At 71.8% G+C, this 25,748-nt stretch carries 27 protein-coding genes; 17 read left to right on the top strand and 10 right to left on the bottom strand.

The window, feature by feature from the left end; all coding sequences use genetic code 11:
* Window positions 1-49 precede the first annotated feature (49 nt).
* The 8 genes from tsaB to R2D22_RS14985 all read left to right on the top strand — a co-directional run bounded on the left by tsaB (window position 50) and on the right by R2D22_RS14985 (window position 5,859).
* Entirely contained in the window at window positions 50-703 is a 654-nt protein-coding gene (tsaB, locus tag R2D22_RS15020; RefSeq protein WP_318103763.1) for a tRNA (adenosine(37)-N6)-threonylcarbamoyltransferase complex dimerization subunit type 1 TsaB, read from the top strand.
* 20 nt (window positions 704-723) lie between these two features.
* Window positions 724-1,194, top strand: coding sequence for a ribosomal protein S18-alanine N-acetyltransferase (rimI, locus tag R2D22_RS15015; RefSeq protein ID WP_318109772.1), 471 nt, complete (start codon window positions 724-726; stop codon window positions 1,192-1,194).
* A complete protein-coding gene (gene tsaD / locus R2D22_RS15010; RefSeq protein ID WP_318103762.1) occupies window positions 1,184-2,299 on the top strand; it encodes a tRNA (adenosine(37)-N6)-threonylcarbamoyltransferase complex transferase subunit TsaD in 1,116 nt (371 codons plus the stop codon). Before rimI ends, tsaD begins: the two co-directional genes overlap by 11 nt.
* The gene (locus tag R2D22_RS15005; protein ID WP_318103758.1) at window positions 2,296-2,574 is read left to right on the top strand and encodes a hypothetical protein; all 279 of its coding nucleotides are present in this window, start codon (window positions 2,296-2,298) and stop codon (window positions 2,572-2,574) included. The genes tsaD and R2D22_RS15005 overlap by 4 nt, the downstream gene beginning before the upstream one ends.
* Window positions 2,575-2,634: 60 nt before the next feature.
* Window positions 2,635-3,486 carry a polysaccharide deacetylase family protein gene (locus tag R2D22_RS15000; protein WP_318103755.1) on the top strand — a complete coding sequence of 284 codons (852 nt, stop codon included), beginning with the start codon at window positions 2,635-2,637 and terminating at the stop codon, window positions 3,484-3,486.
* 96 nt (window positions 3,487-3,582) lie between these two features.
* Entirely contained in the window at window positions 3,583-3,939 is a 357-nt protein-coding gene (locus tag R2D22_RS14995) for a YciI family protein (RefSeq protein WP_318103754.1), read from the top strand.
* A gap of 83 nt (window positions 3,940-4,022) precedes the next feature.
* Entirely contained in the window at window positions 4,023-5,225 is a 1,203-nt protein-coding gene (locus R2D22_RS14990; RefSeq protein WP_318109770.1) for an RNA polymerase sigma factor, read from the top strand.
* A 10-nt stretch (window positions 5,226-5,235) separates the two neighbouring features.
* The gene (locus R2D22_RS14985; RefSeq protein WP_318103752.1) at window positions 5,236-5,859 is read left to right on the top strand and encodes a hypothetical protein; all 624 of its coding nucleotides are present in this window, start codon (window positions 5,236-5,238) and stop codon (window positions 5,857-5,859) included.
* 5 nt (window positions 5,860-5,864) lie between these two features.
* Here R2D22_RS14985 and R2D22_RS14980 read toward each other — a convergent pair whose 3' ends face one another.
* A complete protein-coding gene (locus R2D22_RS14980) occupies window positions 5,865-7,046 on the bottom strand; it encodes a THUMP-like domain-containing protein (RefSeq protein WP_318109768.1) in 1,182 nt (393 codons plus the stop codon).
* Window positions 7,047-7,161: 115 nt separating this feature from the next.
* On the opposite strand from R2D22_RS14980, the gene R2D22_RS14975 reads away from it, so the two are divergent.
* The 4 genes from R2D22_RS14975 to groL all read left to right on the top strand — a co-directional run bounded on the left by R2D22_RS14975 (window position 7,162) and on the right by groL (window position 10,654).
* Window positions 7,162-8,253: a polysaccharide deacetylase family protein gene (locus tag R2D22_RS14975; protein ID WP_318103750.1), complete on the top strand. Its 1,092-nt coding sequence runs from the start codon at window positions 7,162-7,164 to the stop codon at window positions 8,251-8,253.
* On the top strand, window positions 8,250-8,447 hold the full coding sequence (locus R2D22_RS14970; protein WP_318103748.1) for a hypothetical protein: 198 nt from the start codon (window positions 8,250-8,252) through the stop codon (window positions 8,445-8,447). Before R2D22_RS14975 ends, R2D22_RS14970 begins: the two co-directional genes overlap by 4 nt.
* Window positions 8,448-8,604: 157 nt before the next feature.
* Window positions 8,605-8,913, top strand: a complete 309-nt coding sequence (gene groES / locus R2D22_RS14965) for a co-chaperone GroES (RefSeq protein ID WP_017239619.1) — start codon at window positions 8,605-8,607, stop codon at window positions 8,911-8,913.
* Between the two features lie 112 nt (window positions 8,914-9,025).
* The gene (gene groL, locus R2D22_RS14960; protein ID WP_318103743.1) at window positions 9,026-10,654 is read left to right on the top strand and encodes a chaperonin GroEL; all 1,629 of its coding nucleotides are present in this window, start codon (window positions 9,026-9,028) and stop codon (window positions 10,652-10,654) included.
* 106 nt (window positions 10,655-10,760) lie between these two features.
* Here the strand turns inward: groL and R2D22_RS14955 are convergent, their stop codons facing one another.
* From R2D22_RS14955 to R2D22_RS14930, 6 genes are all read right to left on the bottom strand, one after another.
* Window positions 10,761-11,459, bottom strand: a complete 699-nt coding sequence (locus R2D22_RS14955) for an ester cyclase (protein ID WP_318103740.1) — start codon at window positions 11,457-11,459, stop codon at window positions 10,761-10,763.
* 50 nt (window positions 11,460-11,509) lie between these two features.
* Window positions 11,510-12,538: a hydroxyacid dehydrogenase gene (locus tag R2D22_RS14950; RefSeq protein WP_318103738.1), complete on the bottom strand. Its 1,029-nt coding sequence runs from the start codon at window positions 12,536-12,538 to the stop codon at window positions 11,510-11,512.
* 17 nt (window positions 12,539-12,555) lie between these two features.
* A complete protein-coding gene (locus R2D22_RS14945) occupies window positions 12,556-13,413 on the bottom strand; it encodes a carbohydrate ABC transporter permease (protein ID WP_318103736.1) in 858 nt (285 codons plus the stop codon).
* A complete protein-coding gene (locus R2D22_RS14940) occupies window positions 13,410-14,300 on the bottom strand; it encodes a carbohydrate ABC transporter permease (RefSeq protein WP_318103733.1) in 891 nt (296 codons plus the stop codon). The genes R2D22_RS14945 and R2D22_RS14940 overlap by 4 nt, the downstream gene beginning before the upstream one ends.
* Before the next feature lie 4 nt (window positions 14,301-14,304).
* Entirely contained in the window at window positions 14,305-15,615 is a 1,311-nt protein-coding gene (locus R2D22_RS14935; protein ID WP_318103731.1) for an ABC transporter substrate-binding protein, read from the bottom strand.
* Between the two features lie 119 nt (window positions 15,616-15,734).
* Window positions 15,735-16,832, bottom strand: coding sequence for a substrate-binding domain-containing protein (locus R2D22_RS14930; protein ID WP_318103729.1), 1,098 nt, complete (start codon window positions 16,830-16,832; stop codon window positions 15,735-15,737).
* 159 nt (window positions 16,833-16,991) lie between these two features.
* Here R2D22_RS14930 and R2D22_RS14925 point away from each other — a divergent pair, with 159 nt between their 5' ends.
* Window positions 16,992-18,815 carry a DUF2264 domain-containing protein gene (locus tag R2D22_RS14925; protein WP_318103727.1) on the top strand — a complete coding sequence of 608 codons (1,824 nt, stop codon included), beginning with the start codon at window positions 16,992-16,994 and terminating at the stop codon, window positions 18,813-18,815.
* 93 nt (window positions 18,816-18,908) lie between these two features.
* On the opposite strand, the gene R2D22_RS14920 is transcribed toward R2D22_RS14925, so the two are convergent.
* Both R2D22_RS14920 and R2D22_RS14915 read right to left on the bottom strand, forming a co-directional pair.
* The gene (locus R2D22_RS14920; RefSeq protein WP_318103725.1) at window positions 18,909-19,682 is read right to left on the bottom strand and encodes an SDR family NAD(P)-dependent oxidoreductase; all 774 of its coding nucleotides are present in this window, start codon (window positions 19,680-19,682) and stop codon (window positions 18,909-18,911) included.
* Between the two features lie 31 nt (window positions 19,683-19,713).
* Window positions 19,714-20,388, bottom strand: coding sequence for an MOSC domain-containing protein (locus tag R2D22_RS14915; protein WP_318103724.1), 675 nt, complete (start codon window positions 20,386-20,388; stop codon window positions 19,714-19,716).
* A gap of 79 nt (window positions 20,389-20,467) precedes the next feature.
* Here R2D22_RS14915 and R2D22_RS14910 point away from each other — a divergent pair, with 79 nt between their 5' ends.
* A complete protein-coding gene (locus tag R2D22_RS14910) occupies window positions 20,468-21,358 on the top strand; it encodes a LysR family transcriptional regulator (RefSeq protein WP_318103723.1) in 891 nt (296 codons plus the stop codon).
* A 410-nt stretch (window positions 21,359-21,768) separates the two neighbouring features.
* Here R2D22_RS14910 and R2D22_RS14905 read toward each other — a convergent pair whose 3' ends face one another.
* Window positions 21,769-22,110, bottom strand: a complete 342-nt coding sequence (locus R2D22_RS14905) for a WhiB family transcriptional regulator (protein WP_318103720.1) — start codon at window positions 22,108-22,110, stop codon at window positions 21,769-21,771.
* Between the two features lie 451 nt (window positions 22,111-22,561).
* Here R2D22_RS14905 and R2D22_RS14900 point away from each other — a divergent pair, with 451 nt between their 5' ends.
* The 3 genes from R2D22_RS14900 to guaB all read left to right on the top strand — a co-directional run bounded on the left by R2D22_RS14900 (window position 22,562) and on the right by guaB (window position 25,676).
* On the top strand, window positions 22,562-23,173 hold the full coding sequence (locus R2D22_RS14900; protein WP_003948568.1) for a response regulator transcription factor: 612 nt from the start codon (window positions 22,562-22,564) through the stop codon (window positions 23,171-23,173).
* Window positions 23,174-23,430: 257 nt separating this feature from the next.
* On the top strand, window positions 23,431-24,033 hold the full coding sequence (locus R2D22_RS14895) for a sigma-70 family RNA polymerase sigma factor (RefSeq protein ID WP_318103718.1): 603 nt from the start codon (window positions 23,431-23,433) through the stop codon (window positions 24,031-24,033).
* A gap of 140 nt (window positions 24,034-24,173) precedes the next feature.
* A complete protein-coding gene (gene guaB, locus R2D22_RS14890) occupies window positions 24,174-25,676 on the top strand; it encodes an IMP dehydrogenase (protein ID WP_318103716.1) in 1,503 nt (500 codons plus the stop codon).
* The last annotated feature ends 72 nt before the right edge of the window (window positions 25,677-25,748 follow it).

The following is a 25,748-nucleotide window of genomic DNA, read 5'->3' as shown; positions in this document are numbered from 1 at the left end:
GACGGGACGGGACGCCGTGCCTCGGCCGCCGGAGCCGTAGGCTGTCCGCGTGCTCTTGCTCGCCCTTGATACCGCCACCCCCGCCGTCACCGCCGCCCTCCACGACGGCAGGTCCGTCGTCGCCGAGTCGAGCCGGGTGGACGCCCGGCGCCACGGGGAGCTGCTGCTGCCCGCCGTCGACGAGGTCCTGAAGGAGGCCGGTCGCACGCTCGCCGACGTCACCGGCATCGTCGTCGGTGTCGGGCCCGGGCCGTACACGGGCCTGCGCGTCGGCCTGGTCACCGCGTCGACCTTCGCCTCGGCGCTCGGCGTCCCCGTGCACGGCCTGTGCACCCTGGACGGACTCGCGTACGCCTCCGGGCTGACGGAGCCGTTCGTCGTCGCGACGGACGCCCGCCGCAAGGAGGTCTACTGGGCGCGGTACGACGACTTCCGCACCCGGGCCACCGAGCCCTCGGTCGACCGGCCCGCCGACATCGCCGAGCAGACCGCCGGGCTCCCGGTGGTCGGCGCGGGCGCGCTGCTCTACCCCGAGGCGTTCCCTGACGGCCGCGGCCCCGAGCACCAGTCGGCGGCGGCCCTCGCGGCCCGCGCGGCCGAGGTGCTGGAGGAGGGCGGCACGTTCCTCGACCCGCTGCCGCTCTATCTGCGCCGCCCCGACGCGCAGGTGCCGAAGAACTACAAGGTGGTCACCCCCAAGTGACCGGCGTGGTGCTGCGCGAGATGCGCTGGTGGGACATAGAACCGGTGCTGGCGCTCGAACACGACCTCTTCCCGGAGGACGCCTGGTCCGCCGGGATGTTCTGGTCCGAACTCGCGCACGCCCGCGGCCCGCAGGCCACCCGCCGCTACGTCGTCGCGGAGGACGCCGACGGCCGGCTGGTCGGCTACGCCGGCCTCGCCGCGGCCGGCGGGCTCGGCGACGTGCAGACCATCGCCGCCGCCCGCGACCAGTGGGGGACGGGCCTGGGCGCCCGTCTCCTGACCGACCTGCTCCAGCACGCCACCGCCTTCGAGTGCGACGAGGTGCTGCTGGAGGTACGGGTGGACAACACCCGCGCCCAGAAGTTGTACGAGCGCTTCGGCTTCGAGCCCATCGGCTTCCGGCGCGGCTACTACCAGCCGGGCAATGTCGACGCCCTCGTGATGCGACTGACCGTTCAAGGAACTGAGACTGATTCTGATGGCTGCTGACGAACCGCTCGTACTCGGTATCGAGACCTCCTGCGACGAGACCGGTGTCGGCATCGTCCGGGGGACGACGCTGCTCGCGGACGCGATCGCGTCGAGCGTGGACACGCACGCCCGGTTCGGCGGCGTCGTCCCGGAGATCGCCTCGCGCGCGCACCTGGAGGCCATGGTCCCCACGATCGAGCGCGCCCTGAAGACGGCCGGCGTCTCCGCGAAGGACCTCGACGGCATCGCTGTCACCGCCGGTCCCGGGCTCGCGGGCGCGCTGCTCGTGGGCGTCTCGGCGGCGAAGGCCTACGCGTACGCGCTGGGCAAGCCGCTGTACGGCGTGAACCACCTGGCCTCGCACATCTGCGTCGACCAGCTGGAGCACGGTCCGCTGCCCGAGCCGACGATGGCGCTGCTGGTCTCCGGCGGCCATTCGTCCCTCCTCCTCGCGCCGGACATCACCTCCGACGTCCGGCCGATGGGCGCCACGATCGACGACGCGGCCGGCGAGGCCTTCGACAAGATCGCCCGGGTCCTGGAGCTGGGCTTCCCCGGCGGCCCGGTGATCGACCGGCTCGCCCGTGAGGGCGACCCGGACGCGATCGCCTTCCCGCGCGGTCTGACGGGCGCGAAGGACCCGGCGTACGACTTCTCCTTCTCCGGCCTCAAGACGGCCGTCGCCCGCTGGATCGAGGCGAAGCGGGCGGCCGGCGAGGAGGTGCCGGTACGCGACGTGGCGGCGTCCTTCCAGGAGGCAGTGGTTGACGTGCTCACCCGCAAGGCCGTGCGGGCCTGCAAGGACGAGGGCGTCGACCACCTGATGATCGGCGGCGGCGTGGCCGCCAACTCGCGGCTGCGGGCGCTGGCCCAGGAGCGCTGCGAGCGGGCCGGGATCCGGCTGCGGGTGCCGCGGCCGGGTCTGTGCACGGACAACGGCGCGATGGTGGCGGCGCTGGGCGCGGAGATGGTGGCCAGGAACCGGCCGGCCTCCGACCTGGAGCTGTCCGCGGACTCCTCGCTGCCGGTGACGGACCCGCACGTCCCGGGCGCGCACGACCACGGCCACGACCACGGCCACGACCACGTGCACGAGATCAGCGGGAAGAACCTGTACGCATGAGGGTCACGCTGATGTGGGAGGCGCGCGCGGTCCAGGGCCGCGGCGCCGAACTCCTGGAGTGGACGCGGGCGCAGGAGCTGCCGTACGAGCCGCTGCGCCGCGAGACCTTCCGGGCCGCGCAGGACAGGGTGCTGGTCCTGACCTGGTGGGAGGCGGACGCGCTCGACGCGGAGCTGCCCGAGCTGCCCGAACCGGCCGCGGACCTCATCACCCGTCCGGTGCACCGCTGGCGATTCGAGTCGGTCGACACGATCACGGAGCCCGGGGCAACCTGAGCACCCGTTTCCGCATCAAACACATCGACGTAGGTCGTGTGTTCGGGTGTGGGGGATCGGGTGGACAGGAAAATCGTGGCGTGGGCGGCGCTGACCGTCGTCGCCCTGCTCGTGACGGGGTGCTCCCAGCCGGCGGACGCGGACGCCCCGCCGCCGGCGGCCCTGTCCTCGAAGCCCGCCGGGTCCCCCACGTCCCCCGCGGACGCGAAGCCCTCGACGGCTCCCGACACGGCCGCCGCGTACCGCAAGTGGGGCCTGAAGCCCTTCGCCGCGCCGCCGGCCCCGCCGAAGGTCAAGCCGGTGAAGCGGACGCCGGGCGGGCCCGTCCCGGTCATCAGCGACATCCCGACGAACGAGAAGATCGTCTTCATCACGATCGACGACGGCGCGGAGAAGGACCCCGCGTTCGTCCGGATGATGAAGGACCTCAAGATCCCGGTGACGATGTTCCTCACCGACTCGGCGATACGCACGGACTACGCGTACTTCGAGCCGCTGGCCGGACTCGGCAACGGCGTCGCCAACCACACCCTCACCCACCCGAACCTGCGCACGCTCGGCGCGGACGCCCAGCGCCGGGAGATATGCGGCCAACAGACGAAGCTGAAGGAGCGCTTCGGCAAGACCCCCCGCCTGTTCCGCCCGCCGTACGGCAACTGGAACGAGGCCACCCGGGCCGCGGTGGGGCAGTGCGGCGCCGAAGCGATCGTGCTGTGGCGCGAGTCCATGCAGATCAAGAACATGCAGTACCAGCGCGGCGACAAGAAGCTGCATCCCGGCGACATCGTGCTGGCCCACTTCCGGGGCCCGGCGGAGCTCAAGGGCACCACGATGACGCAGATGACGGCGAACATGCTCCGCCACATCCAGGAGCAGGGCTTCACCGTGGCCCGCCTGGAGGACTACGTCTGAGATTTCCTCTCCCGGTGTGTCGATGTGCGTCGCGGCCGATCGACGTAAGAGTGAGAGGCGGGGAACGGCCCCGCTCGTCACACCGAGGAGAACACCGTGCCGCGCTATCTGACTCTGGTCCGCATCGAAGAGGGCGCCTTCCAGATGGAGGACGCCGACGAAGGCTTCGAGGCGCGCATGGGCGCGCTGTTCGAGGAGATCACCAAGGCCGGGGTGATGCTGGAGACCGCCGGGCTCAAGCCCACCTCCGACTCCACCCGGATCCACTGGTCCGGCGGCAAGATCAGCTACACCGACGGGCCGTTCACCGAGACCAAGGAGGTCGTCGGCGGCTACTCCATCACCCAGTGCAAGGACAAGGCCGAGGCCATGGAGTGGGCCAAGCGCTTCCTGGAGGTCCACCCGCCGTACTGGGACGTCAGCGTCGAGGTCCGCGAGATCGAAGAGATGTGACGCACAGGCACGGGGGTGCTGTGCTGTCATGGTGAGCCGTGACAGCACAGAGCCCGGCCGCGACCGTCGAGACGGTCTTCCGGATGGAGTCCGCCCGGATCATCGCCACCGTGGCGAGGATCGTCAGGGACGTCGGCATCGCCGAGGAGATCGCGCAGGACGCGCTCGTCGCCGCCCTCGAACAATGGCCCCGGACGGGCGTCCCGGACCGTCCGGGCGCCTGGCTGACGGCCACCGCCAAGCACCGCGCCGTCGACCTCGTACGACGCCGCGAGACGTACGCCCGCAAGCTGGCGGAGGCGGGGCGCGAGCTCACCGAGGAGACGTACGACCCCGAGCCGTCCGGGCCGGGGGACATCGACGACGACCTGCTGCGGCTGATCTTCACCGCCTGCCACCCGGTGCTGTCCGCCGAGGCGCGCACCGCGCTGACGCTGAGGCTGGTCGGCGGACTGCGCACGGACGAGATCGCCCGCGCGTTCCTCGTCCCGGAACCGACCGTCGCGCAGCGCATCGTGCGCGCGAAGCGGACGCTGGCGAAGGCCGGGGTGGAGTTCGAGACGCCGTACGGGGAGGAGCGCGCGGCCCGGCTCGGCTCGGTCCTGGAGGTCATCTACCTGATTTTCAACGAGGGGTACGCGGCCACGGCCGGCGACGACCTGCTGCGGCCGGGGCTGTGCGAGGACGCGCTGCGCCTGGTCCGGGTGCTGCAGGGGCTCGTCCCCCAGGAGGGCGAGGTCCACGGGCTGGCCGCGCTGCTGGAGATCCAGGCGTCCCGGACGGCGGCCAGGACCGGGCCCGACGGGGAGCCGGTGCTGCTCGCCGAGCAGAACCGGCGGCGGTGGAACCGGCTGCTGATCCGGCGCGGCTTCGCGGCCCTCGAGCGGGCGGGCACCGGGCCGTACGCGCTCCAGGCCGCGATCGCTGCCTGCCACGCGCGGGCGGTCCGGTACGAGGACACCGACTGGCGGACGATCGCCGCGCTCTACGAGCGGCTGGCCGTCGCCGCGCCGTCCCCGGTGGTCGAGCTGAACCGGGCGGTCGCCGTGTCGATGGCGTACGGCCCGGAGACCGCGCTGGACATGGTCGACCGGCTGGCCGCCGCCGAACCCGGTCTGGGGGACTACCACTTGCTGCCGAGCGTGCGCGGCGATCTGCTGGCCCGGCTCGGTCGCGGGGAGGAGGCGCGGGCCGAGTTCGAGCGGGCCGCGGCGCTGACCCGCAACGAACGGGAGCGGGCGCTGCTGCGGGCCCGCGCGGCGGGGAGCGCCGGACCCGGCCGGTAATGTCGTGGCCATGGCTCGTCGTACCCCCCTGCCGCCGCCTCCGCCGCCCGCCGAGATCCGCGCCTGGCCCGACCGGTCGGCGCTGCTCGCCGACCGGGCGTACGCCATGGGTGAATTGACGAAGCGCCAACTCGGTGCCGGGCGGCTGACGTTCTTCCTGCTCGTGATGGCGCTCGTGCAGCTCGGCTGGGGCTTCGTGGGCGCGGCGCTCATCGGCATCTTCGACGACGGCCTGTTCGACCCGCTGACCGCGATCTTCGCCGCCTTCATGGCCGCGATCGGCGGCGCGGTCATGGTCCCGTCGGTGTGGCTGGTGGTGCGGGGCGTCCGCAACGACATCGCCTGCCGCGAACGCCTCGCGCAGTGGACCGGCCTGGACCACGACCCGGCCCACGACGCGAAGGTCCGCGAGCCGGTGCGCAGCGTCGTCTGGGGGCTGCTCTCCTTCGCGCTCTGCGCGCTGGGCCTGTGGGTGTCCTTCGCGGTGCCGAACATGTTCGTCGGTCCGACGCGCGGCGGATACGGCACCGTCGCGTACTTCCTGGGGGCGGCGCTCATCCTCTGGGTGCACGGGCTGATCGGGCTGACCAAGGCGTACCACCACTACCGGCTGGCGATCCGCCTCGGGAAGTAGCCGGACTACTTCGCCGGGTGGCCGAGCAGCATCGTCGGGGCCCCGGCGACGCGGGTGAGGAACACCGTCGTCGCGTTCTTCCCCTTGAGCTTCACCTTCCGGCGCAGCTCCTCCGGCTCCACGGCCGAACCGCGCTTCTTCACGGTCAGCGTGCCGATCTCGCGCTCCCGCAGCAGCGCCTTCAACCTCTTCAGGTTGAAGGGCAGTTCGTCGGTGATCTCGTACGCGGTGGCGAACGGGGTGGGGCGCTGCTCGTCGGCGGTCACGTACGCGATCGTCTCGTCGACCAGTCCGCCGTCGAGCTCCGCGGCGACCTCGGCGACCAGATGGGCCCGGATGACGGCGCCGTCCGGCTCGTACAGATAGCGGCCCACCTTGCGGACCGCCGGGTCCGGCAGCCCGCGGCCGGTCAGCGAGGCGCCGGACGGCAGCAGGGTGGCGCGGCGCGCGCCCGGTGCGGTGCCGAACCAGAGCACGGCCTCCTTCACGTCGCCGCCGTCCGAGATCCACTCGGCCTCGGCCTCTCCCGGCACCGCCTCGTGCGGCACCCCGGGGGCGATCTTCAGCGCCGCGTGCGGAGCCCGGCGGGCCGCCTCGATCGCCCAGGACAGCGGCGGCGAGTACGCCTCGGGGTCGAAGATCCTGCCCCGCCCGCCGCGCCGCGCCGGGTCGACGAAGACGGCGTCGTACGGGCTCGTGTCGATCTCCGTGACGTCCGCGCAGCGCACCTCGATCAGGTCCGCCAGACCGAGTGCGTCGGCGTTCGCCCGGGCCGCCTCGACGGTCAGCGGATCGCGGTCCACCGCGAGCACCGCGATCCCGGCGCGGGCCAGCGCGATCGCGTCGCCGCCGATCCCGGAGCAGAGGTCCGCCACGCTCCGCACCCCGAGCGCGCGCATCCGGCCGGCCCGGTACGCGCCCACCGTCGCCCGCGTCGACTGCTCGACGCCGTGCGGCGTGAAGTACATCCGGTACGCGTCCTCCGGGCCGAACTTGGCCGCCGCGCGCTGCCGTAGCCGGGCCTGCCCCAGTGCCGCGGTGACCAGTTCCGCCGGGTGCTCGCGGCGCAGCCGGGAGGCGACCGCGAGCTCCTGGGCCGGGTCGTAGTCGCGCAGGGCGGCGAGCAGGTCCTGGCCCTCGGGGGTGAGCAGGGAGCGGAAGGCGGCGAGATCGGTCACCTGCCCCATTGTGGGCCAGCCGGGGGACCGCGCACGCCGGGCGGCGGTGTCGACGCGGGGGAGGGGCTCGGCGCTGACAGGATGCGGCCCCATGCAGCCAGTACGACAAAAGGAAGAAATCGGGATGAAGGGTACGGGTGCCGGAAGGGTGGGGGCGGCGGGCGGGACGGAAGGGGCCGGTGAGGCCGGCAGGGCCCGCGTGACCAGGGCGGGGGCCGGGCGGCGGACCGGCGTGGTGCGGGCGCGCATCGCGCTCGCCGCCGTGCTCACCGCGGCGCTCGCCTCGGCCTGCTCCGGGCCCTCCTCATCCGACGCCGACGGCGCCGCCGCGAAGCGCCCGGCCGAACCGGCGCACGGGAAGCAGGCCCACGGGAAGCCGGCCCCCGCGAACGCCGCACCGGGCAAGCCCGCCCAGGGGCAGCCGAAGGCCGCCGGGGCGCGGGCCGGTGAGAAGGGCACGGCCGGCGCCCTCGCCGCGTACGTGGAGAGGGTCCGCAAGAGCCAGGCCGCCCGCGTCGCCGCGGCGAAGAAGTGGGGGCTCGCCAAGACCCCGTTGCCCGCGCCCCCGCCGCCGACCGTCAAGCCGAAGATCAACACCCGCAAGGGCTTCGAGACGGACGGCGAGGGCCTGCCGCCGGTCTTCACCACCGTGCCGACCAAGGAGAAGATCGTCTTCCTGACGATCGACGACGGCGCGGAGAAGGACCCCGAACTGCTGCGGATGATGTCCGACCTGCAGATCCCGTACAGCGCCTTCCTGAGCGACTACCTCGTCAAGGAGGACTACGGCTACTTCAAGAAGATGCAGGACTCCGGGGTCTCGCTGCACAACCACACCCTGAACCACCGCTACATGCCCGGTCTTTCGTACGCCCAGCAGAAGCACGAGATCTGCGACCAGCAGGCCAACCTCGAGAAGCGGTACGGCAAGCGCCCGCCGCTCTTCCGGCCGCCGTACGGCAACTACAACGAGGACACCCTGCGCGCCGCCCAGTCCTGTGGCGTCAAGGCCGTGCCGCTGTGGGCCGCCGAGGCGTTCCCCGACCGGATGGAGTGGCGCGAGTGGGACCGCGACCTGCACCCCGGAGACATCGTGCTCACGCATTTCCGCGGCAAGGAGGACTGGAAGGGCACGATGCCGGACATGATCCGTCGGGTGATGAAGACGATCACGGACAAGGGCTACGCGGTGGCGAAGCTGGAGGACTACGTATGAGTCCGGCGGTACGGCGGCTGCTCGCCGGACTGCTGGCGGCCGGCGCGCTCTCCACCGCGCCGGGATGCGCGTCCTCCGGGGACGCGGTGGACCCGATCGAGCGGCTCGGCCGGAAGGCCGTCCGCAAGGTGGCGCCCCTGTCGGCCGGGGCCGCGCAGTCGCGGCACGCCGTCGTGAATTGGCACTCCGCTTGACCGAGTGCTAATCGCGGTCATAGTCTCGGCTCTGGCACTCCCCACTGGAGAGTGCCAACACAGCGACGGGCAGGTCCGGCACCCGCGACGACGGATCCACCTGGTCGCCACCTCAGACAGTTAACCCCGTGAGATCTCCGAAGGGGGAGGTCGGATCGTGACGACCACCAGCTCCAAGGTTGCCATCAAGCCGCTCGAGGACCGCATTGTGGTCCAGCCGCTCGACGCCGAGCAGACCACGGCCTCTGGCCTGGTCATCCCGGACACCGCCAAGGAGAAGCCCCAGGAGGGCGTCGTCCTGGCCGTCGGCCCGGGCCGCTTCGAGAACGGCGAGCGCCTGCCGCTCGACGTCAAGACCGGCGACATCGTGCTGTACAGCAAGTACGGCGGCACCGAGGTGAAGTACAACGGCGAGGAGTACCTCGTCCTCTCGGCTCGCGACGTGCTCGCGATCGTCGAGAAGTAATTCGCCGAAGCCAGATGCTTTGAGCTGCGCCCCTCGACCCCGCATTGGGCGTCCTGGGGCGCAGTTCGTTTTCACCACGAGTCACCACATTCGAGAGGGCTGAATCGCTCCCATGGCGAAGATCCTGAAGTTCGACGAGGACGCCCGTCGCGCCCTTGAGCGCGGCGTCAACAAGCTTGCCGACACGGTCAAGGTGACGATCGGCCCCAAGGGTCGCAACGTCGTCATCGACAAGAAGTTCGGCGCCCCCACCATCACCAACGACGGTGTCACGATCGCCCGCGAGGTCGAGATCGAGGACCCGTACGAGAACCTCGGCGCGCAGCTGGTGAAGGAGGTGGCGACCAAGACCAACGACATCGCGGGTGACGGCACCACCACCGCCACCGTGCTGGCCCAGGCGCTGGTCCGCGAGGGTCTGCGCAACGTCGCCGCCGGCGCCTCCCCGGCCGCCCTCAAGAAGGGCATCGACGCCGCGGTCAAGGCCGTGTCCGAGGAGCTCCTCGCGACCGCCCGCCCGATCGAGGACAAGTCCGACATCGCCGCCGTCGCCGCGCTCTCCGCGCAGGACCAGCAGGTCGGCGAGCTCATCGCCGAGGCGATGGACAAGGTCGGCAAGGACGGTGTCATCACCGTCGAGGAGTCCAACACCTTCGGTCTGGAGCTCGACTTCACCGAGGGCATGGCCTTCGACAAGGGCTACCTGTCCCCGTACATGGTGACCGACCAGGAGCGTATGGAGGCCGTCCTCGACGACCCGTACATCCTGATCCACCAGGGCAAGATCTCGTCCATCCAGGACCTGCTGCCGATCCTGGAGAAGATCATCCAGGCCGGCGCCAGCAAGCCGCTGCTGATCATCGCCGAGGACGTCGAGGGCGAGGCCCTGTCGACCCTGGTCGTCAACAAGATCCGCGGCACCTTCAACGCGGTGGCCGTCAAGGCCCCCGGCTTCGGCGACCGCCGCAAGGCGATGCTCGGCGACATGGCCACCCTCACCGGTGCCACCGTCATCGCCGAGGAGGTCGGCCTCAAGCTCGACCAGGCCGGTCTGGACGTGCTGGGCACCGCCCGCCGCGTGACGATCTCCAAGGACGACACCGTCATCGTCGACGGCGGCGGAAGCTCCGACGAGGTCGTCGGCCGCGTCAACCAGATCAAGGCCGAGATCGAGTCCACCGACTCCGACTGGGACCGCGAGAAGCTGCAGGAGCGCCTGGCGAAGCTCGCCGGCGGCGTGTGCGTCATCAAGGTCGGCGCCGCCACCGAGGTGGAGCTCAAGGAGAAGAAGCACCGTCTCGAGGACGCCATCTCCGCGACCCGCGCCGCGGTCGAGGAGGGCATCGTCTCCGGCGGTGGCTCCGCTCTGGTCCACGCCGTCAAGGTCCTCGAGGGCAACCTCGACAAGACCGGCGACGAGGCCACGGGTGTCGCGGTCGTCCGCCGCGCCGCCGTCGAGCCGCTGCGCTGGATCGCCGAGAACGCCGGCCTCGAGGGCTACGTCATCACCTCCAAGGTGGCGGAGCTGGACAAGGGCCAGGGCTTCAACGCCGCGACCGGCGAGTACGGCGACCTGGTCAAGGCCGGCGTCATCGACCCGGTGAAGGTGACGCGCTCCGCGCTGGAGAACGCCGCCTCGATCGCCTCCCTCCTTCTCACGACCGAGACCCTGGTCGTCGAGAAGAAGGAGGAGGAGCCGGCGGACGCGGGCCACGGCCACGGCCACGGTCACTCCCACTGAGCTCCGTAACCGGTAGCTGAGGAGGCCCCCGTTCCCGGGAAGGGAGCGGGGGCCTCGTCGCGTACGGCGCGGGGGCCTCGCCGCGCACGGGAGCACGCGAGGGCGGCTACGCCTCCACGGCGCCGAGCTGACCCATCAGGCCGAGCAGGTCGTACTGCCACCAGCCCTCCACCAGCTTGCCGTCCTCCCGGCAGCGGTGGACGGTCGTGCCGGTCATGGTGACCTGCATGCCGGTGGGCTGGAGGCCCATGAAGTCGCCGGTGTGCGTGGCGTTCCAGGTCCAGCGGGTGCAGACCCGGTCGCCCTCGGCGATCTGGTCGTCGATGGTGAACGCGAAGTCGAAGCCGCCCCGCCACATCTCCACCTCGCGGCGGACGGCGTCCATGCCGATGACGTCCTGCTCGTTGGTCGGGTCGTGGTCGTGGTACCCCTCGGCCAGGACCTGGTCGAGCAGCGCGGTGTCCTCCTCGGTCGCGATCATCTCGAAGAGCCGCCGGGCGTTCGTCTTGTACAGCGCCTCGTCCCGGACCACGTCCAGGTCCGTGAAGGTCGGCATCTCGTCACAGAGCGCGACCATCTCGCGGAAGATCCGATCGGTCTCGGGCAGCTGCGAGTTGCGCATCGCCACGTCGTACGAGGGGAACTCGACGATCTCCACGACGTGCGAGGCGTCCGAGCGGTCCTTGCCGACGATGCTGTGGGTGGCGGTGCGCTTGCCCTCGGTCTGTTCGACCCACTCGTCCATGAGCCGGTTCAGGTCGTCGACCCGGCTGGTCTTGCAGTCGATTATCTGCACGAATGTCATGACGCCTCCCGACCCGGTGGGAACCCCTCCATTTTAGGCGTCGGCCGACATTACGCCGACCTGGTCAGATCGCCCGGCCGTACCGCCTCCGCGAACGGCTCGCCCTGCCCGTACCGGGCCAGCTCGTCCAGCGCGTGGTCCGCCATCCGGTGCAGCTCGTTGCCCAGCGAGCCGGCGATGTGCGGGGTGAGCAGCACGTTGGGCAGCTCGTACAGCGATGAGTCCGGCGCAGGCACCTCGGGGTCGGTGACGTCGAGCACGGCGTGCAGCCGGCCGGAGACGAGGTGCGGCAGGAGGGCGTCCTCGTCGACGAGGGAGCCGCGCGCCGTGTTGATCAGCGTGCCGCCGTCCGGCACCAGGGCGAGCTGACGGGCACCGATCATGGCGTGCGTGGAGGGGAGTTGGGGCGCGTGGACGGAGACGATCGAGCTGCGCGCGCACAGGGTGTCGAGGTCGGTGGCCTCGACGCCGAGGGCCGCCGCCTCGCCCGGGGTGACGTACGGGTCGTACAGCAGGATCTCGAAGTCGAACGGGCGCAGCAGCTCGATCACCCGGCGGCCGATCCGGGAAGCGCCGACCAGGCCCACCGTCCGGCGGTAGTTGCCCCAGCGGGCGGACTCCTCCAGCCAGTCGTGCGGGGCGCGGACCTCCGCGTACCGGCGCGCCGCGTGCAGGGCCCGCTTCCCGGCGAGCAGGATCGCGGCGAGCGTGTACTCGGCGACCGGCAGGGCGTTGGCCGAGGCTGCCGAGGTGACGGCGAGCCCGCGCTCCCAGCAGGCGTCGGTGACGTGGTGCTTGACCGAGCCGGCCGCGTGCACGACGGCCCGCAGGCGCGGGGCGCGGGCCAGGACCTCGGCGGTGAGCGGGGTCGCCCCCCAGCAGGTGAGCAGGACCTCCGCCTCGGCGAGCGCGGCGGCCACCCGGGGGCTCGGGGCGACGAGGTCGTGGGCCACGAGGTGCGGGTCGGTGCGGGCGAGGGCGGTGAGCCGGTTCCGGTGGGCGGGGCCGAGGAGGCGTTCGGCGACGCCGGGGCCCATGGCGAGCAGCAGGGCCGGTCGGTTGTCAGTCGTGTGGTGCATCGTGGAACGCGGGCTCCTCACTTGACGCTGCCGGCGGTGAGGCCGGCCTTCCAGTGGCGCTGCAGGGAGACGAAGGCGACGACGAGGGGGACGACGGCGAGCAGGGATCCGGTGACGACGAGGGGGTAGTACCCGGGTTCGGCGTGGGCGTTGCTGTTCCACGCGTACAGGCCGAGGCTCAGCGGGAAGAGGTTCTGGTCCGAGAGCATCACCAGCGGGAGGAAGAAGTTGTTCCAGATGGCGGTGAACTGGAAGAGGAAGATCGTCACGAACCCCGGCATGACCATGCGCAGACCGATGGACCAGAAGGTGCGCAGTTCGCCGGCCCCGTCGATACGCGCGGCCTCCAGGGCCTCGTCGGGGATGTAGCCGGCGCAGAAGACCCGGGCGAGGTACACGCCGAACGGGTTGACGAGCACGGGGATCAGGACGGCCCAGGCGGTGTTGACCGCGCCGATCTCGCTGGCCAACAGGTACATGGGCAGGGCGAGTGCGGTGCTGGGCACGAGCACGCCGAGCAGCACGACGCCGAAGAGCTTCTCCTTCGCCCGGAAGTCGTAGCTGTGGAAGGCGTATCCGGCGGCGACGCTGATCAGCGCGCAGCCGGCGGCGCCCACGCCCGCGTACAGCAGGCTGTTGAGGTACCAGCGGAAGTAGACGCCGTCGCCCTGTTCGGCGAGGCGGGACAGATTGCCGGCGAGGTCGAAGCCCTCGAAGGAGAAGGCGTCGCCGGCGAGCAGCCCGCCCGCGTCCTTGGTGGCGGCGGTGACCAGCCAGGCGAGGGGGAAGAGCATGTAGCCGACGGCCAGCAGCAGCGCGCCGTTGACGGCGGTCCTCGACAGCCAGACGTTCGGGGTGCGGTTGCGGCGGCTCATGCCGTGCGCTCCTTCCTGCGGCCGGTCAGGCGGGTGACGCCGAAGGAGAGCAGCGCGGCGGTGAGGGCGAGCAGGACGGACGCGGCGGCGGCCAGCCCGTAGTCGTTGCGGTCGAAGGCCGCGGTGTACGCGTACATGTTCGGCGTCCAGGTGGAGGTGACGGCGGATCCGGTGCCCTTGTTGAGGATCAGCGGCTCGGTGAACAGCTGCAGCGAGCCGATGACGGTGAACAGTCCGACCATCACGAGCGAGGCGCGGATCAGGGGGAGCTTGATGCCGAAGGCGATCCGCCAGGCCCCGGCCCCGTCGACCGTGGCCGCCTCCAGGACGGAGCGGTCGATGGCCTGCAGGGCCGCGTAGAAGATGACCATGTTGTAGCCGAGCCACTCCCACAGCGCGATGTTGACCACGGACGGGAGGGAGCCCTCCGGCGAGAAGAAGTCGAAGCCGATCCCGCCGGCCTCCATCGCCTCGACGACCGGGCTGAGTTGCGGGGTGTACAGGTACACCCAGATCAGCGCGGCGATGATGCCGGGGACGGCGTGCGGCAGGAAGAGCGCGAGCTGGAAGAAGCGGCGGGCGCGGGCGAGCGTCGAGTCGAGGAGCAGGGCGAGGCCGAGGGCCCCGGCGAGCAGCAGCGGGATGTAGAGCAGGCAGTATCCGAGCAGCACGCCGAAGCCCTCGCGGAAGGCCCGGTCACCCAGCGCCGCGGTGTAGTTCCCGAGCCCGTTGAACACGGACTCGCTGCCGCCGAAGCCCAGTCCGGACTGCTTCTCGGTGAACAGGCTGAGCCAGACCGCGTATCCGATCGGGATGGCCGTCACCGCGGTGAACAGGACGAAGAACGGGGTCAGCAGGCATATCGCGGCGCGGGTGCGGGCCTTCACCGGATCAGCCCTCGACCTTCAGGCCGCGCTTCTTCAGCTCGGCGACCGTGGCGTCGTGACCGGCCTTGATCCCGTCGGCGAGGGTCGGACCGCCCTTGGCGACCTTGCCGAAGGCGTCCTTGATGGTGGTGTTGGTGGTGCCGGTCGTCGGACCCCAGGCCCACTCCTGGCCGATGGAGGTGCCGGACTGCTCGAAGAGGGCGTAGATGTCCTGGCCGCCGTAGAAGCCCGCGTCGAAGACCGACTTGGCGACCGGGCGCAGTGCGGTGGCGGCGGGGAAGGCACTCGACGTGCCGGAGGCGATGCGGGCCTTCACGCCCTCCTCGGTGGTGGCCATCCACTCGGCGAACTCGACGGCGGCGTCCTTCTTCTTGCTGTCCTTGGTCACCGCGAAGGTGGAGCCGCCGAGCATGCCGCTGGCGGGCTTGCCGTCCCAGGTCGGCACCGGGGCGACGGCCCACTTGCCGCTCTGCTCGGGCAGGGTGCCCTTGAGGACGCCCGCGCCCCAGGACGCGCCGAGGTAGCCGACGGTCGTGCCGTTCTTCAGCGAGCCGGTCCACTCGGGGCTGAACGAGGCGTTCTTGTGGACGAGATCGGCGTCGAGCAGGCCCTGCCAGTAGGTGGCGACCTTGGTGGTGGCCGGGTCGGTGGTGTTCACCTTCCAGGTGTCGTTCTCGGCCTTGAACCACTGGGCGCCGGCCTGCCAGGCCATGGCCTCGAAGGTGGTCGGGTCGTCCGGGAAGAAGGTGGCGATGCGGGCCTTGGAGTCCGCCTTCTTCACCTTCTCCGCCGCGGACTTGAAGGCGTCCCAGGTGGTGGGCACCTCGATGCCGTGCTTCGTGAACAGGTCCTTGCGGTAGTAGAAGGCCTGCGGGGCGGCGTCGAAGGGGACGGCCCAGGTCTTGCCCCCGAGGGTGGTGAGGTCGACGGCCTGCGGCAGCAGCTTCTTGCGGTCCTCGTCGGTGAACTGGTCGCCGATGTCCTGGAGGGCGCCCGAGCTGACGAACTCGGGGAGCGAGGGGTACTCGATGGAGACCAGGTCGGGGGCGTTCCCGGCCTTCACGGCGTTGGAGATCTTGGCGTAGCCGCCGGCGTTGCCGGAGGGGATCTCCTCGAAGTCCACCTGGATGTTCTTGTGCGAGGCGTTGAACGCGTCGACCACGTCCTTGGAGCCCTTGGCCCAGCCCCAGAAGGTGATGGTCACGGGTTCGTTCGACGCGGTGTCGTCGCCGCTTCCGCCGCAGGCCGTGAGGACGGCGAGGGCGGTGGCGGCGCAGGCTATGACACGGGACGTTCTGCTCCAACTAGGGCTCACGGCACGGCTCCTGGGACGGCGGCACGGGGTGTGTGGCGTGATCCTGTGACCGTTCATGACCGAAGTCAAGAGCGAAAGATTGATTGATCGAAAAATAGATCAGATCGATCAGGGATGGCTCATCCGCCCTGCGCCCCGCACGAGGCCCGCACCCGCAGCCGCGGCAGCACGCTCAGATGCCGCCGCGCGGCCGCCTCCTCGTCGGGGCCGGCCGAGCCCTCCGTCAGCCGCTCCACCAGCAGTTCCGCGGCGTGCCGGCCCACCTGGCGCTTGGGCGGGGCGACCGCGGTCAGCGGAATGTCGGCGAGCGCGGCGACCTCGTCGTCGTACGCGATGAGGGCCAGGTCCTCCGGGACCCGTACGCCCGACTCGGCGAGCCGCTGGACGATCTGGATCGCGTCCACGTCGTTGTGCACCAGGGCGGCGGTGGCCCCCGCTCCGACCGCCTCGCGCAGCGCCCGCACCGCCCGCTCGAAGCCCTCCGGGTCCGCCTCCGCCGGCACCGAGTCGATCACCGGACGGGGCGCCTCCAGGCCCAGCACGCGCAGCGCGTCGTCGTATCCGGCGCGCACCGCCAGCGCGGTCGGGCTGTCCGCGCGGGCCACCAGGACCGGGGTGGTGCGGCCCAGGCCCAGCAGGTGCCGCAGGGCGAGCAGGACCCCGTGACCGTGGTCGGAGACCACCCGGTCCAAGCCGTCGAGCGGGGTGCCCGGGTCGGCCCGGCGCTCCAGGAGCACGGCGGGTACGGGCAGTTCGGCGAGCCAGTCCCCGTACGCGAGCCGGTCCTGCGGGCCGCGCCAGCCCGGCGCGACGAGCACGCCCTGCGCGCCCGCGGCCAGCAGGCCCTCCGTGCGGGCCCGGTCCTCGTCCGGCCGGTAGTCCGAGATCCGCAGGATCAGCCGGGCCCCGAACCGTGCCGCGGCCTCGTGCGCACCCCGGATGACCTCGGCGAAGTAGTACGTGGCCGAGGGCGCGAGCAGGCCGAGCACCAGCCCCTCGGCGGCCCCCGGAGCGCCCGGCGCACCCTGCCCGCGGGGCCAGGAGACCTGGCCGTGCACCCGGTCGAGCAGGCCCTTCCCGGCCAGTGTCTCGACGTCCCGGCGGGCGGTGACGGGGGAGACCCCGAGCAGGCCGGCCAGGTCGGAGACGCGGGCCGTGCCGCGCTCGCGCACCAGGGCCAGCAGTCGGTCGTGTCGTTCGGCAGCACTCTCGCGCACGGTGCAGTTCCCCCTCGCGGTGGTGGTGGTCCCTGGAGAGACCTTAGATCAGAATGATCGAACGGCGGGAGTTTCGATCATTCGCTCCGATTGCCTTGACGTTCGATCGGAGCGTGTTCAGGATTCCGGGCGACGCCGACGTCCGCCTCAGGGAGCATCATGCCCACGCCGCCCGAGAACCGTGAGCTCAGCCCGTACACCGGATGGACCCGAGCGCACTGGGAGAACGCGGCCGACGAACTCCTGCTGGCCGTACGCCCCTACGCCTCACCCCGGCACGGCCTGATCGACCTGCCCGGACCCCGCCCCAGCTGGTCCGGCGCACGCTCCGACGGCCTGGAGGGATACGCCCGCACGTTCCTGCTCGCCGCGCTCCGCGTCGCCGGCGCCCACGGCGACGACCCGCAAGGCCACCTCGCCCGCTACGCCGCCGGCCTCGCCGCCGGCACCGAAGCGCCCGGCACGCACCCCGACACCGACCCCGACGCCTGGCCGCAGCCCACCGACGTCCGCCAGGCGATCGTCGAGTCCGCGTCCGTCGCCCTCGGACTGCGCCTCACCCGCCCCTGGCTCTGGGACGCCCTCGACGACCGCACCCGGCAGCGCGCCGTCGACTGGCTGCTCCCCGCCCTCGACCCGTCCCCCGTCGACAACAACTGGTGGCTCTTCGGCCTCACCGTCGCCGGCTTCCTCCAGGACGCCGGCATCGAGACCGACCGTGCCGCCGCCACGATCGAGCGCTCCCTGGACCGGATCGAGCAGTGGTACCTCGGCGACGGCTGGTACTCCGACGGCGACAACCGGGCCTTCGACCACTACAACGCCTGGGCCCTGCACTTCTACCCCGTCCTCCACGCCCACCTCGCCGGCGACAAGGCCCTCCTCGACCGCTACGGCCCCCGCCTGAACGCCCAACTCGACGCCTGCACCCGCCTCTTCGACGCCAACGGCGCCCCCCTTCCGTACGGCCGCTCCCTCACCTACCGCTTCGCCGCGGCCGCCGCCCCCTGGCTGGGCACCCTCACCGGCCACACCCCGCTCACCCCCGGCGCCACCCGCCGCCTCGCCTCCGGCAGCCTCCGGTACTTCCTCGACCGCGGCGCCACCGACGAGCGCGGCCTGCTCACCCTCGGCTGGCACGGCCCGTACGAGCCGGTCCTGCAGAGCTACTCCGGCCCCGGCTCCCCGTACTGGGCCTCGAAGGGCTTCCTCGGCCTGCTGCTCCCGGCCTCCCACCCGGCCTGGACCGATCCCGAGGAACCGCTGCCCGCCGAGACCATCGACGCCGTCACCCCCCTCGCCCCGCCCGGACTGCTCGTCCAGTCCACCGCCGCCGACGGACTCGTCCGCCTCCACAACCACGGCAGCAACCACGTCGGCAGCCACCGGGCCGGCGAGGACGACCCCGGCTACGCCCGCCACGCCTACTCCACCCGCACCGGCCCCACATCCCCGCCCGAACCCGCCGACAACCACTTCGCGCTGCTCCTCGACGGCCGCCTCACCCGCCGCGGCCCCGCCGCCCCGGCCGGCACCGGCCCCGGCTGGGCCGCCTCCCGCCACACCCCGCTCCCCGGCGTCCAGGTCCTTTCCGCGACCCTCGCCCACGGCCGCGCCGAGGTCCGCGCCCATCTCGTCACCGGAGCCCCCGAAGGCACCGCCGTCCGCCAGACCGGCTGGGCCACCACCCCCGGCGGCCCCACCGCCCAACTGCACGCCGTCCACGGCTACCCGCCGGACACCGAGACGGTCGAACTCCCCACCGGCGCCACCCTCCAGGGCCCGCACTCCCGCACCGCCGCCCTGCACGGCACCACCACCGGCCCCGAGACGCTCTTCGTCGCCCTCGCCTCCCTGACCGCCGAACCCGCCCCGGACCCCGTCACCACCCTCGCGACCGTCCAGGTCACCGGCCGCACCATTCACGTGACCTGGGACAACGGCACCACGGCCCAGCTCGCCCTCGCCCCGGAGGACCTGTGAGTGTCCGCGGTACGCACCCCGTCGCGCTCGCCACCGCGACCGCCCTCGCGATCCCGCTGCCCTCCCTCGCCCCCGCCCCCGCCGCCGTACGAGTCAGTTCGGCCCGTACGAGCGGCCTGCCTTGGCGGACACCCCGCCGAGCAGGCCGCGCGGCGCCAGCTTCACGATCCCCATCAGCGCCTTGTACCGCGGGTCCGGGATGGACAGCGACTTCCCGCGGTTCAGGTCGGCCAGCGCCGACGCCACCAGCTTGTCCGCGTCCAGCCACATCCAGCCCGGGATGTTGTCCGTCCCCATCCCGGCCCGCTCGTGGAACTCGGTCCGTACGAACCCCGGGCAGAGCGCCATCAGCCGCACCCCGCTCCCGGCCAGGTCCCGCGCCGCGCCCTGGGTGAACTGCACGACCCACGCCTTCGAAGCGCCGTACGTGCCGCGCGGCACGAACGCGGCCACCGACGCCACGTTCACCACGCCCCCGCGACCGCGCGTCCGCATCCCCGCGACGGCCGCCGAGGTCAGCCGCAGCACCGCCTCGCAGTGCACCGTGAGCATCTTCAGCTCGTCGGCCATGGAGACTTCGAGGAAGCGCCCCTTGTTCCCGAACCCGGCGTTGTTCACCAGCACGTCGACCGGGTTCTTCGGGTCCGACAGCCGCGCCTCCACGGCCGCGATGCCGTCCTCGTCCGACAGGTCCGCGGCGAGCACCTCCGCCTCGACGCCGTGCTTGTCGTGCAGTTCGGTCGCCTGCTCCCGCAGCCGCTTCAGATCGCGCGCCACCAGCACCACGTCGTGACCGTCGGCGGCCAGCCGGCGCGCGAACGCGGCGCCGATGCCCGCCGTCGCACCCGTAATCAATGCAGTCGTCATACGCGGCACGTTAGTGCCCCCGCGAGGACCCCTACGCGCCGCCGTACTTGGCGGTGTACGACTGCGCGGTCTCCAGGAGTCCCGCCTCCATCCACTCCGCCGCGACCAGCGTGCCCGGCAGCAGCGTCCGCTCGACGGTGACGGCCCGGTGCAGCACCGCGACCGTGATGTCGTGGTCGGGGCGGTGCACGACGGCCACCGCGTCGCCGGCCCGGATCTCGCCCGGCTCGATCACCCGCAGCAGCGCGCCCGGACCGGCCTGCGACTGCGTGAAGCGGCGCACCCAGCCGTCCTCCTCGACGAAGCCCGCGAAGGTGCGGCACGGGATGCGGCCGCCGGTGACCTCGACGACCAGGTCGGCGCCGATCCGCCAGCGCTCGCCGATCAGCGCGCCGTTCACGTCCAGACCGAGGGTGGTGAGGTTCTCGCCGAAGGAGCCGTTGGCCAGCGGCCGGCCCAGCTCCCGCTCCCACCGGTCGAGGTCCTCGCGGGCGAAGGCGTACGCGGCGCGGTCCTCGCCGCCGTGGAAGCGCAGGTCGCACACCGCGTCGCCGGCCACCCCGCTGCCCGAGACACCGCGCGCCCCCGGCGACTCGACCCGTACGGGTCCCTCGACCGGACGCTTGTCGATGCCGGTCATGCCCGAGGCGGAGTCGGTGTACTCGACGGTGCGGGCCCGGCCGGCGTTCACGCTCAGAAGCTTCATATCGGCACCCTAGGCCAGACCCCTCAAAGCATCACGGCGATATTCGCTCCCGATCCCAAGACTCGCTTATGCTCGAAGAATGATCGAGGCTCGTCACCTCCGTGTCCTGCGCGCCGTCGCCGCCACGGGATCCTTCTCCGCCGCCGCCCGTGAACTGGGCTGCACCCAGCCCGCGGTGAGCCAGCAGATGAAGGCCCTGGAGACCTCGGCCGGCACCCCGCTGCTGGTCCGCACCGGCCGCGAGATGCGGCTGACCCAGGCCGGCGAGGCCCTCGTCCGGCACGCCTCCGGCATCCTCGCCGGGCTCACCGCCGCCGAGGAGGAGGTCGCCGCGATCGCCGGGCTGCGGGCCGGCCGGGTCCGTCTCGTCTCGTTCCCCAGCGGCAGCTCCACGCTCGTGCCGACCGCGCTCGCCGCGCTGCGCGCCGCCCACCCGGGCACCCGGGTCTCTCTGGTCGAGGCCGAGCCGCCGCGCTCGGTGGAGATGCTTCGCGAGGGCGACTGCGACGTCGCGCTGGCGTTCCGGTACGGCGTGAACGCGACCGAGTGGGACGACCTGGTCGTCCGACCGCTGCTCGCCGACCGCCTGGTCGGCCTGGTTCCGGAGGGCCACCCGCTCGCCGCCGCGGAGTCGGTGGGGATCGCCGAACTCGCCGACGAGTCCTGGATCGCGGGCTGCCCGCGCTGCCGCCGGCAGCTCGTGGACGTCTGCGAGAAGGCTGGTTTCACCCCGCGCATCGACTTCGCCACCGACGACTACCCGGCGGTGGTGGGCCTGGTCGGCGCAGGCCTGGGCGTCGCCGTGCTGCCGGAGCTGGCCATCGAGTCCGTACGGCCCAAGGGGGCCCGGACGGTGGCCGTCGAGCCGGCCGTGGAGCGCGAGATCGTGGCCCTCACGCTCCCGGACCTGGCGCAGGTGCCGGCGGTCGCCGCGACGCTGGACGAGCTGACCCGCGCCGCCGCGCGCTGACGAGCCGGCCCGCGCCGTCGTCACGGGCCTCGGCCCGCGCCGTCGCGCTCCGACGGGGCCGCCTGCCGCGACACGAGCGGGCGCGCCGTGTCGTCGTACGACCCGAATGGGCGTACGGCCATGGCGCCCCGCCCGCCCCGGCGTTGCCTCGGACGGCCGAGCGCGGCCGGCTGCGCCGCACGCCCCCGGGCCGCGTGCGGTGCGGCTCGGCGGGGCCGGTCGGGCGGGTCGCGGCCCTGGCCCCGGGCGCCGTCGGACCGCCTCCGCGCCGGCTCCGGATCGGCTCGGGTTCGACCTCGGAGATCAGCCCGGAATCAGCCCGGAATCAGCTCGGCACGGGCTCGGGACCCGCTCGGGATCCGCTCGGGATCGGTCCGGATCGGTCTGGATCCATCTGAAGAAACGTTCCTTCAGGTGCGCGCCGCGCCTGCCGTGCTCGATGCCGTGGCCGGCGCCGATGCGGTGATGAGGCGGTTGCGGGCCCGCCCCATGAGTTCTTCGCGTTCGTCCTCGGTGAGGCCGCCCCATACGCCGTAGGGCTCTCGTACGGCGAGTGCGTGCGCCGCGCACTCAGCGCGGACAGGGCACCGCATGCAGACCTCTTTCGCCGAGTTCTCACGCGCACTCCGTGCCGCGCCGCGCTCTCCCTCGGGGTGGAAGAAGAGGGAGCTGTCCACCCCGCGGCAGGCCGCGAGGAGTTGCCAGTCCCACAGATCGGCGTTGGGTCCGGGAAGCCGGGAGAAATCTGCCATTGCGCTTGTCCCCTTGTAACCGTGTCGAAAACGGATAGGTGGGCGGGTGGATGGCTGATGGACGGGGGCCGCTGAGGGCCGGCTGCTGTCGGGCGTCCGCTCTCGCGGGCACGCCCCGACGGTACAACTACTGTCGCAGTAGATGTAAATATGACTCATTGCGAATCTAGCCACAGACACTGCAAAAAGGGAAGAAAAGCCGCTGAATGGGGCATAGCTCCAAACGGGGGACGGACGGTGTGCGCCGCTCTGCTCCGCACACGCTCGCTCACGTAGAGTGCCGATCGTCTCTGTCCGACCCGTAACTCTTTCGGGTGACCATCGTTGAGAGTGCGGAGCGGTTGAAGGAACAAGCGATCGGGCAGGTGTCCGAGAGCGTCAACCGCACAGGTGACGATACGTACCAGCCCTGGAGGCTCTAGGTGACGCGCATCAGCTCCGGAGGGCGGCCATGACATCCGTCCTCGTCTGCGACGACTCCCCGCTTGCCCGAGAGGCGCTCCGCCGCGCGGTCGCGACCGTGCCCGGTGTCGAGCGCGTGACCACCGCGGCCAACGGCGAGGAAGTCCTCCGCCGCTGGGGCGCGGACCGCTCGGACCTGATTCTGATGGACGTGCGCATGCCCGGTCTGGGCGGCGTGGAAACCGTCCGTCGGCTGCTCTCCGCGGACCCCGGCGCCCGCATCATCATGCTCACGGTCGCCGAGGACCTGGACGGCGTCGCCCTCGCCGTCGCCGCCGGCGCCCGGGGGTACCTGCACAAGGACGCCTCGCGCGCCGAACTGCGGGCCACCGTCACCCAGGCACTCGCCGACCCGACCTGGCGGCTCGCCCCGCGCCGGCTCCGTTCGGCCGAGATGGGCGCCGCGCCCACGCTCACCGCGCGCGAGATCCAGGTGCTCGAGGGCATGAGCCACGGCCGGTCCAACGCGGAGATCGGCCGTGAGCTGTTCCTCTCCGAGGACACGGTCAAGACCCACGCCAGGCGACTGTTCAAGAAGCTGGGCGCATCGGACCGGGCGCACGCGGTCGCGCTCGGCTTCCGCTGGGGCCTGGTCCGCTAGCGAGTGGCCGGTCGCATCCCCGTCCGCTGTCAGGTGGACGGGGTGGGCCCGGTTCCTCGCCGGGAGCACGGCTTGTGTCACTTCCCCGCGCGATGCCGCATCCTTGAGGTGTGGAGTTCCTCGGGGACGAGTCGATCGAGCGCAAGCGGAAGGGGAGGGCGCAGGAGATGAGTTCCGGCGCACCTGCTCATAACGCTTCGGTGCACAACTACGGACGCGATGCCGCGAACCGCCGCGCGTCGGGGCACGATGGACCGATGCGCGACGACGAGACCGTGGGGTCCCCCACGCCCGCCGGGCCGGGGGAGATCGGAGCACTCGTCCACCGTGCCGTCGAGGGCGACGAGCAGGCCACTCATGACCTGCTCGCCCGTGTGCACCCGCTGGCGCTGCGCTACTGCCGCACGCGGCTGAACCGGCTGCCCGGCGACGCCCGGCACTTCGTCGAGGACCTCGCGCAGGAAGTCTGTGTCGCCGTCCTCATGGCGCTGCCGCGTTACAAGGACACCGGCCGGCCCTTCGAGGCCTTCGTCTTCGCCATCGCCGGGCACAAGGTCGCCGACCTCCAGCGCGCCGCCATGCGGCACCCCGGGTCCACCGCCGTGCCGTCCGACGAGATGCCCGAGCGGCCCGACGACTCGCTCGGCCCCGAGGAGCGGGCGCTGCTCAGCGACGACGCCGAGTGGGCGAAGAAGCTGCTGGCCAACCTCCCGGAGAACCAGCGCGAGCTGCTGGTGCTGCGGGTCGCGGTCGGTCTCACGGCCGAGGAGACCGGGCAGATGCTCGGGATGTCCCCCGGAGCCGTACGGGTGGCGCAGCACCGCGCCCTGAGCCGACTGCGGGCGCTGGCCGAGCAGTAAGTGTTGCCGAGGCTCGGCATCCCTTTCGTACACGTACGAAAGTCCAAAGATTCCCGCTGATCTTGATCGTGGAATGAGACACCGCTCCGGCCCGTTAGCATGGACATCCGCACCGATCAAGGCCATTTGGGGAAGGTGTCATGACTGCCAACGTCGACGGAGTGCCCGAGAAATTCGCGACACTCGGGCTGACCTACGACGACGTGCTGCTGCTGCCGGGCGCATCCGAAGTGCTCCCCAACGCGGTCGACACCTCGTCCCGCATCTCCCGTAACGTCCGGGTCAACATCCCGCTGCTCTCGGCGGCGATGGACAAGGTGACCGAGTCCCGCATGGCGATCGCCATGGCCCGCCTGGGCGGCGTCGGCGTGCTGCACCGGAACCTGTCCGTCGAGGACCAGGTCAACCAGGTCGACCTCGTGAAGCGCTCCGAGTCCGGCATGGTGACCGACCCGATCACCGTGCACCCGGACGCGACGCTGGCCGAGGCCGACGCGCTGTGCGCCAAGTTCCGCATCAGCGGTGTCCCGGTCACCGACCCGGCCGGCAAGCTGCTCGGCATCGTCACCAACCGCGACATGGCCTTCGAGTCGGACCGCAGCCGCCAGGTGCGCGAGGTCATGACCCCGATGCCGCTGGTCACCGGCCACGTGGGCATCTCCGGCGTGGACGCCATGGAGCTGCTGCGCCGGCACAAGATCGAGAAGCTGCCGCTGGTCGACGACAAGGGCGTGCTCAAGGGCCTGATCACGGTCAAGGACTTCGTCAAGGCGGAGAAGTACCCGAACGCCGCCAAGGACTCCGAGGGCCGTCTGCTCGTCGGTGCCGCAGTGGGCGCCAGCCCGGAGTCCCTGGAGCGCGCCCAGGCGCTCGCCGCGGCCGGGGCGGACTTCCTGGTCGTGGACACCTCCCACGGGCACAACAGCAACGCGCTGGCCTGGATGGCGAAGATCAAGTCGGCCGTGAACGTGGACGTGATCGGCGGCAACGTCGCCACGCGTGACGGCGCGCAGGCGATGATCGACGCCGGTGTCGACGGCATCAAGGTGGGCGTGGGCCCGGGTTCGATCTGCACCACCCGCGTGGTCGCCGGCATCGGCGTTCCGCAGGTCAGCGCCATCTACGAGGCCTCCCTCGCGGCGCGCGCCGCGGGCGTCCCGCTGATCGGCGACGGCGGTCTGCAGTACTCCGGCGACATCGGCAAGGCGCTGGCCGCCGGCGCCGACACCGTGATGCTCGGCAGCCTTCTCGCGGGCTGCGAGGAGTCGCCCGGCGAGCTGCTCTTCATCAACGGCAAGCAGTTCAAGTCGTACCGCGGCATGGGCTCGCTCGGCGCCATGCAGTCCCGGGGCCAGGGCCGGTCGTACTCGAAGGACCGCTACTTCCAGGCGGAGGTCGCCTCCGACGACAAGCTCGTGCCCGAGGGCATCGAGGGTCAGGTGCCGTACCGCGGCCCGCTGGCCAACGTCCTGCACCAGCTCGTCGGCGGTCTGCGCCAGACGATGGGCTATGTGGGTGCGGCCACCATCGAGGAGATGGAGTCGAAGGGCCGCTTCGTCCGGATCACGTCCGCGGGCCTCAAGGAGAGCCACCCGCACGACATCCAGATGACGGTCGAGGCGCCGAACTACAGCAGGAAGTAACACCGCGCGACGGGAAGGGGCGGTTCCGGCATGTGGCCGGAGCCGCCCCTCCCGCGTGTGTCGGGGATACTG

It is taken from the genome of Streptomyces sp. HUAS YS2 (genome assembly GCF_033343995.1).
Classification (GTDB): domain Bacteria; phylum Actinomycetota; class Actinomycetes; order Streptomycetales; family Streptomycetaceae; genus Streptomyces; species Streptomyces solicathayae.
The sequence above is the reverse complement of the archived record's forward strand: the minus strand, read 5'-3'. Positions and strand labels throughout refer to the sequence as shown.

Coding starts and splice junctions, on each gene's coding strand:
- rimI (WP_318109772.1), top strand. CDS start 724: ATGCGCTGGTGGGACATAGAACCGGTGCTGGCGCTCGAACACGACCTC.
- tsaD (WP_318103762.1), top strand. CDS start 1,184: ATGGCTGCTGACGAACCGCTCGTACTCGGTATCGAGACCTCCTGCGAC.
- R2D22_RS15005 (WP_318103758.1), top strand. CDS start 2,296: ATGAGGGTCACGCTGATGTGGGAGGCGCGCGCGGTCCAGGGCCGCGGC.
- R2D22_RS14990 (WP_318109770.1), top strand. CDS start 4,023: ATGGAGTCCGCCCGGATCATCGCCACCGTGGCGAGGATCGTCAGGGAC.
- R2D22_RS14985 (WP_318103752.1), top strand. CDS start 5,236: ATGGCTCGTCGTACCCCCCTGCCGCCGCCTCCGCCGCCCGCCGAGATC.
- R2D22_RS14980 (WP_318109768.1), bottom strand. CDS start 7,046: ATGGGGCAGGTGACCGATCTCGCCGCCTTCCGCTCCCTGCTCACCCCC.
- R2D22_RS14975 (WP_318103750.1), top strand. CDS start 7,162: ATGAAGGGTACGGGTGCCGGAAGGGTGGGGGCGGCGGGCGGGACGGAA.
- R2D22_RS14970 (WP_318103748.1), top strand. CDS start 8,250: ATGAGTCCGGCGGTACGGCGGCTGCTCGCCGGACTGCTGGCGGCCGGC.
- groL (WP_318103743.1), top strand. CDS start 9,026: ATGGCGAAGATCCTGAAGTTCGACGAGGACGCCCGTCGCGCCCTTGAG.
- R2D22_RS14955 (WP_318103740.1), bottom strand. CDS start 11,459: ATGACATTCGTGCAGATAATCGACTGCAAGACCAGCCGGGTCGACGAC.
- R2D22_RS14950 (WP_318103738.1), bottom strand. CDS start 12,538: ATGCACCACACGACTGACAACCGACCGGCCCTGCTGCTCGCCATGGGC.
- R2D22_RS14945 (WP_318103736.1), bottom strand. CDS start 13,413: ATGAGCCGCCGCAACCGCACCCCGAACGTCTGGCTGTCGAGGACCGCC.
- R2D22_RS14925 (WP_318103727.1), top strand. CDS start 16,992: ATGCCCACGCCGCCCGAGAACCGTGAGCTCAGCCCGTACACCGGATGG.
- R2D22_RS14920 (WP_318103725.1), bottom strand. CDS start 19,682: ATGACGACTGCATTGATTACGGGTGCGACGGCGGGCATCGGCGCCGCG.
- R2D22_RS14915 (WP_318103724.1), bottom strand. CDS start 20,388: ATGAAGCTTCTGAGCGTGAACGCCGGCCGGGCCCGCACCGTCGAGTAC.
- R2D22_RS14910 (WP_318103723.1), top strand. CDS start 20,468: ATGATCGAGGCTCGTCACCTCCGTGTCCTGCGCGCCGTCGCCGCCACG.
- R2D22_RS14905 (WP_318103720.1), bottom strand. CDS start 22,110: ATGGCAGATTTCTCCCGGCTTCCCGGACCCAACGCCGATCTGTGGGAC.
- R2D22_RS14900 (WP_003948568.1), top strand. CDS start 22,562: ATGACATCCGTCCTCGTCTGCGACGACTCCCCGCTTGCCCGAGAGGCG.
- R2D22_RS14895 (WP_318103718.1), top strand. CDS start 23,431: ATGCGCGACGACGAGACCGTGGGGTCCCCCACGCCCGCCGGGCCGGGG.
- guaB (WP_318103716.1), top strand. CDS start 24,174: ATGACTGCCAACGTCGACGGAGTGCCCGAGAAATTCGCGACACTCGGG.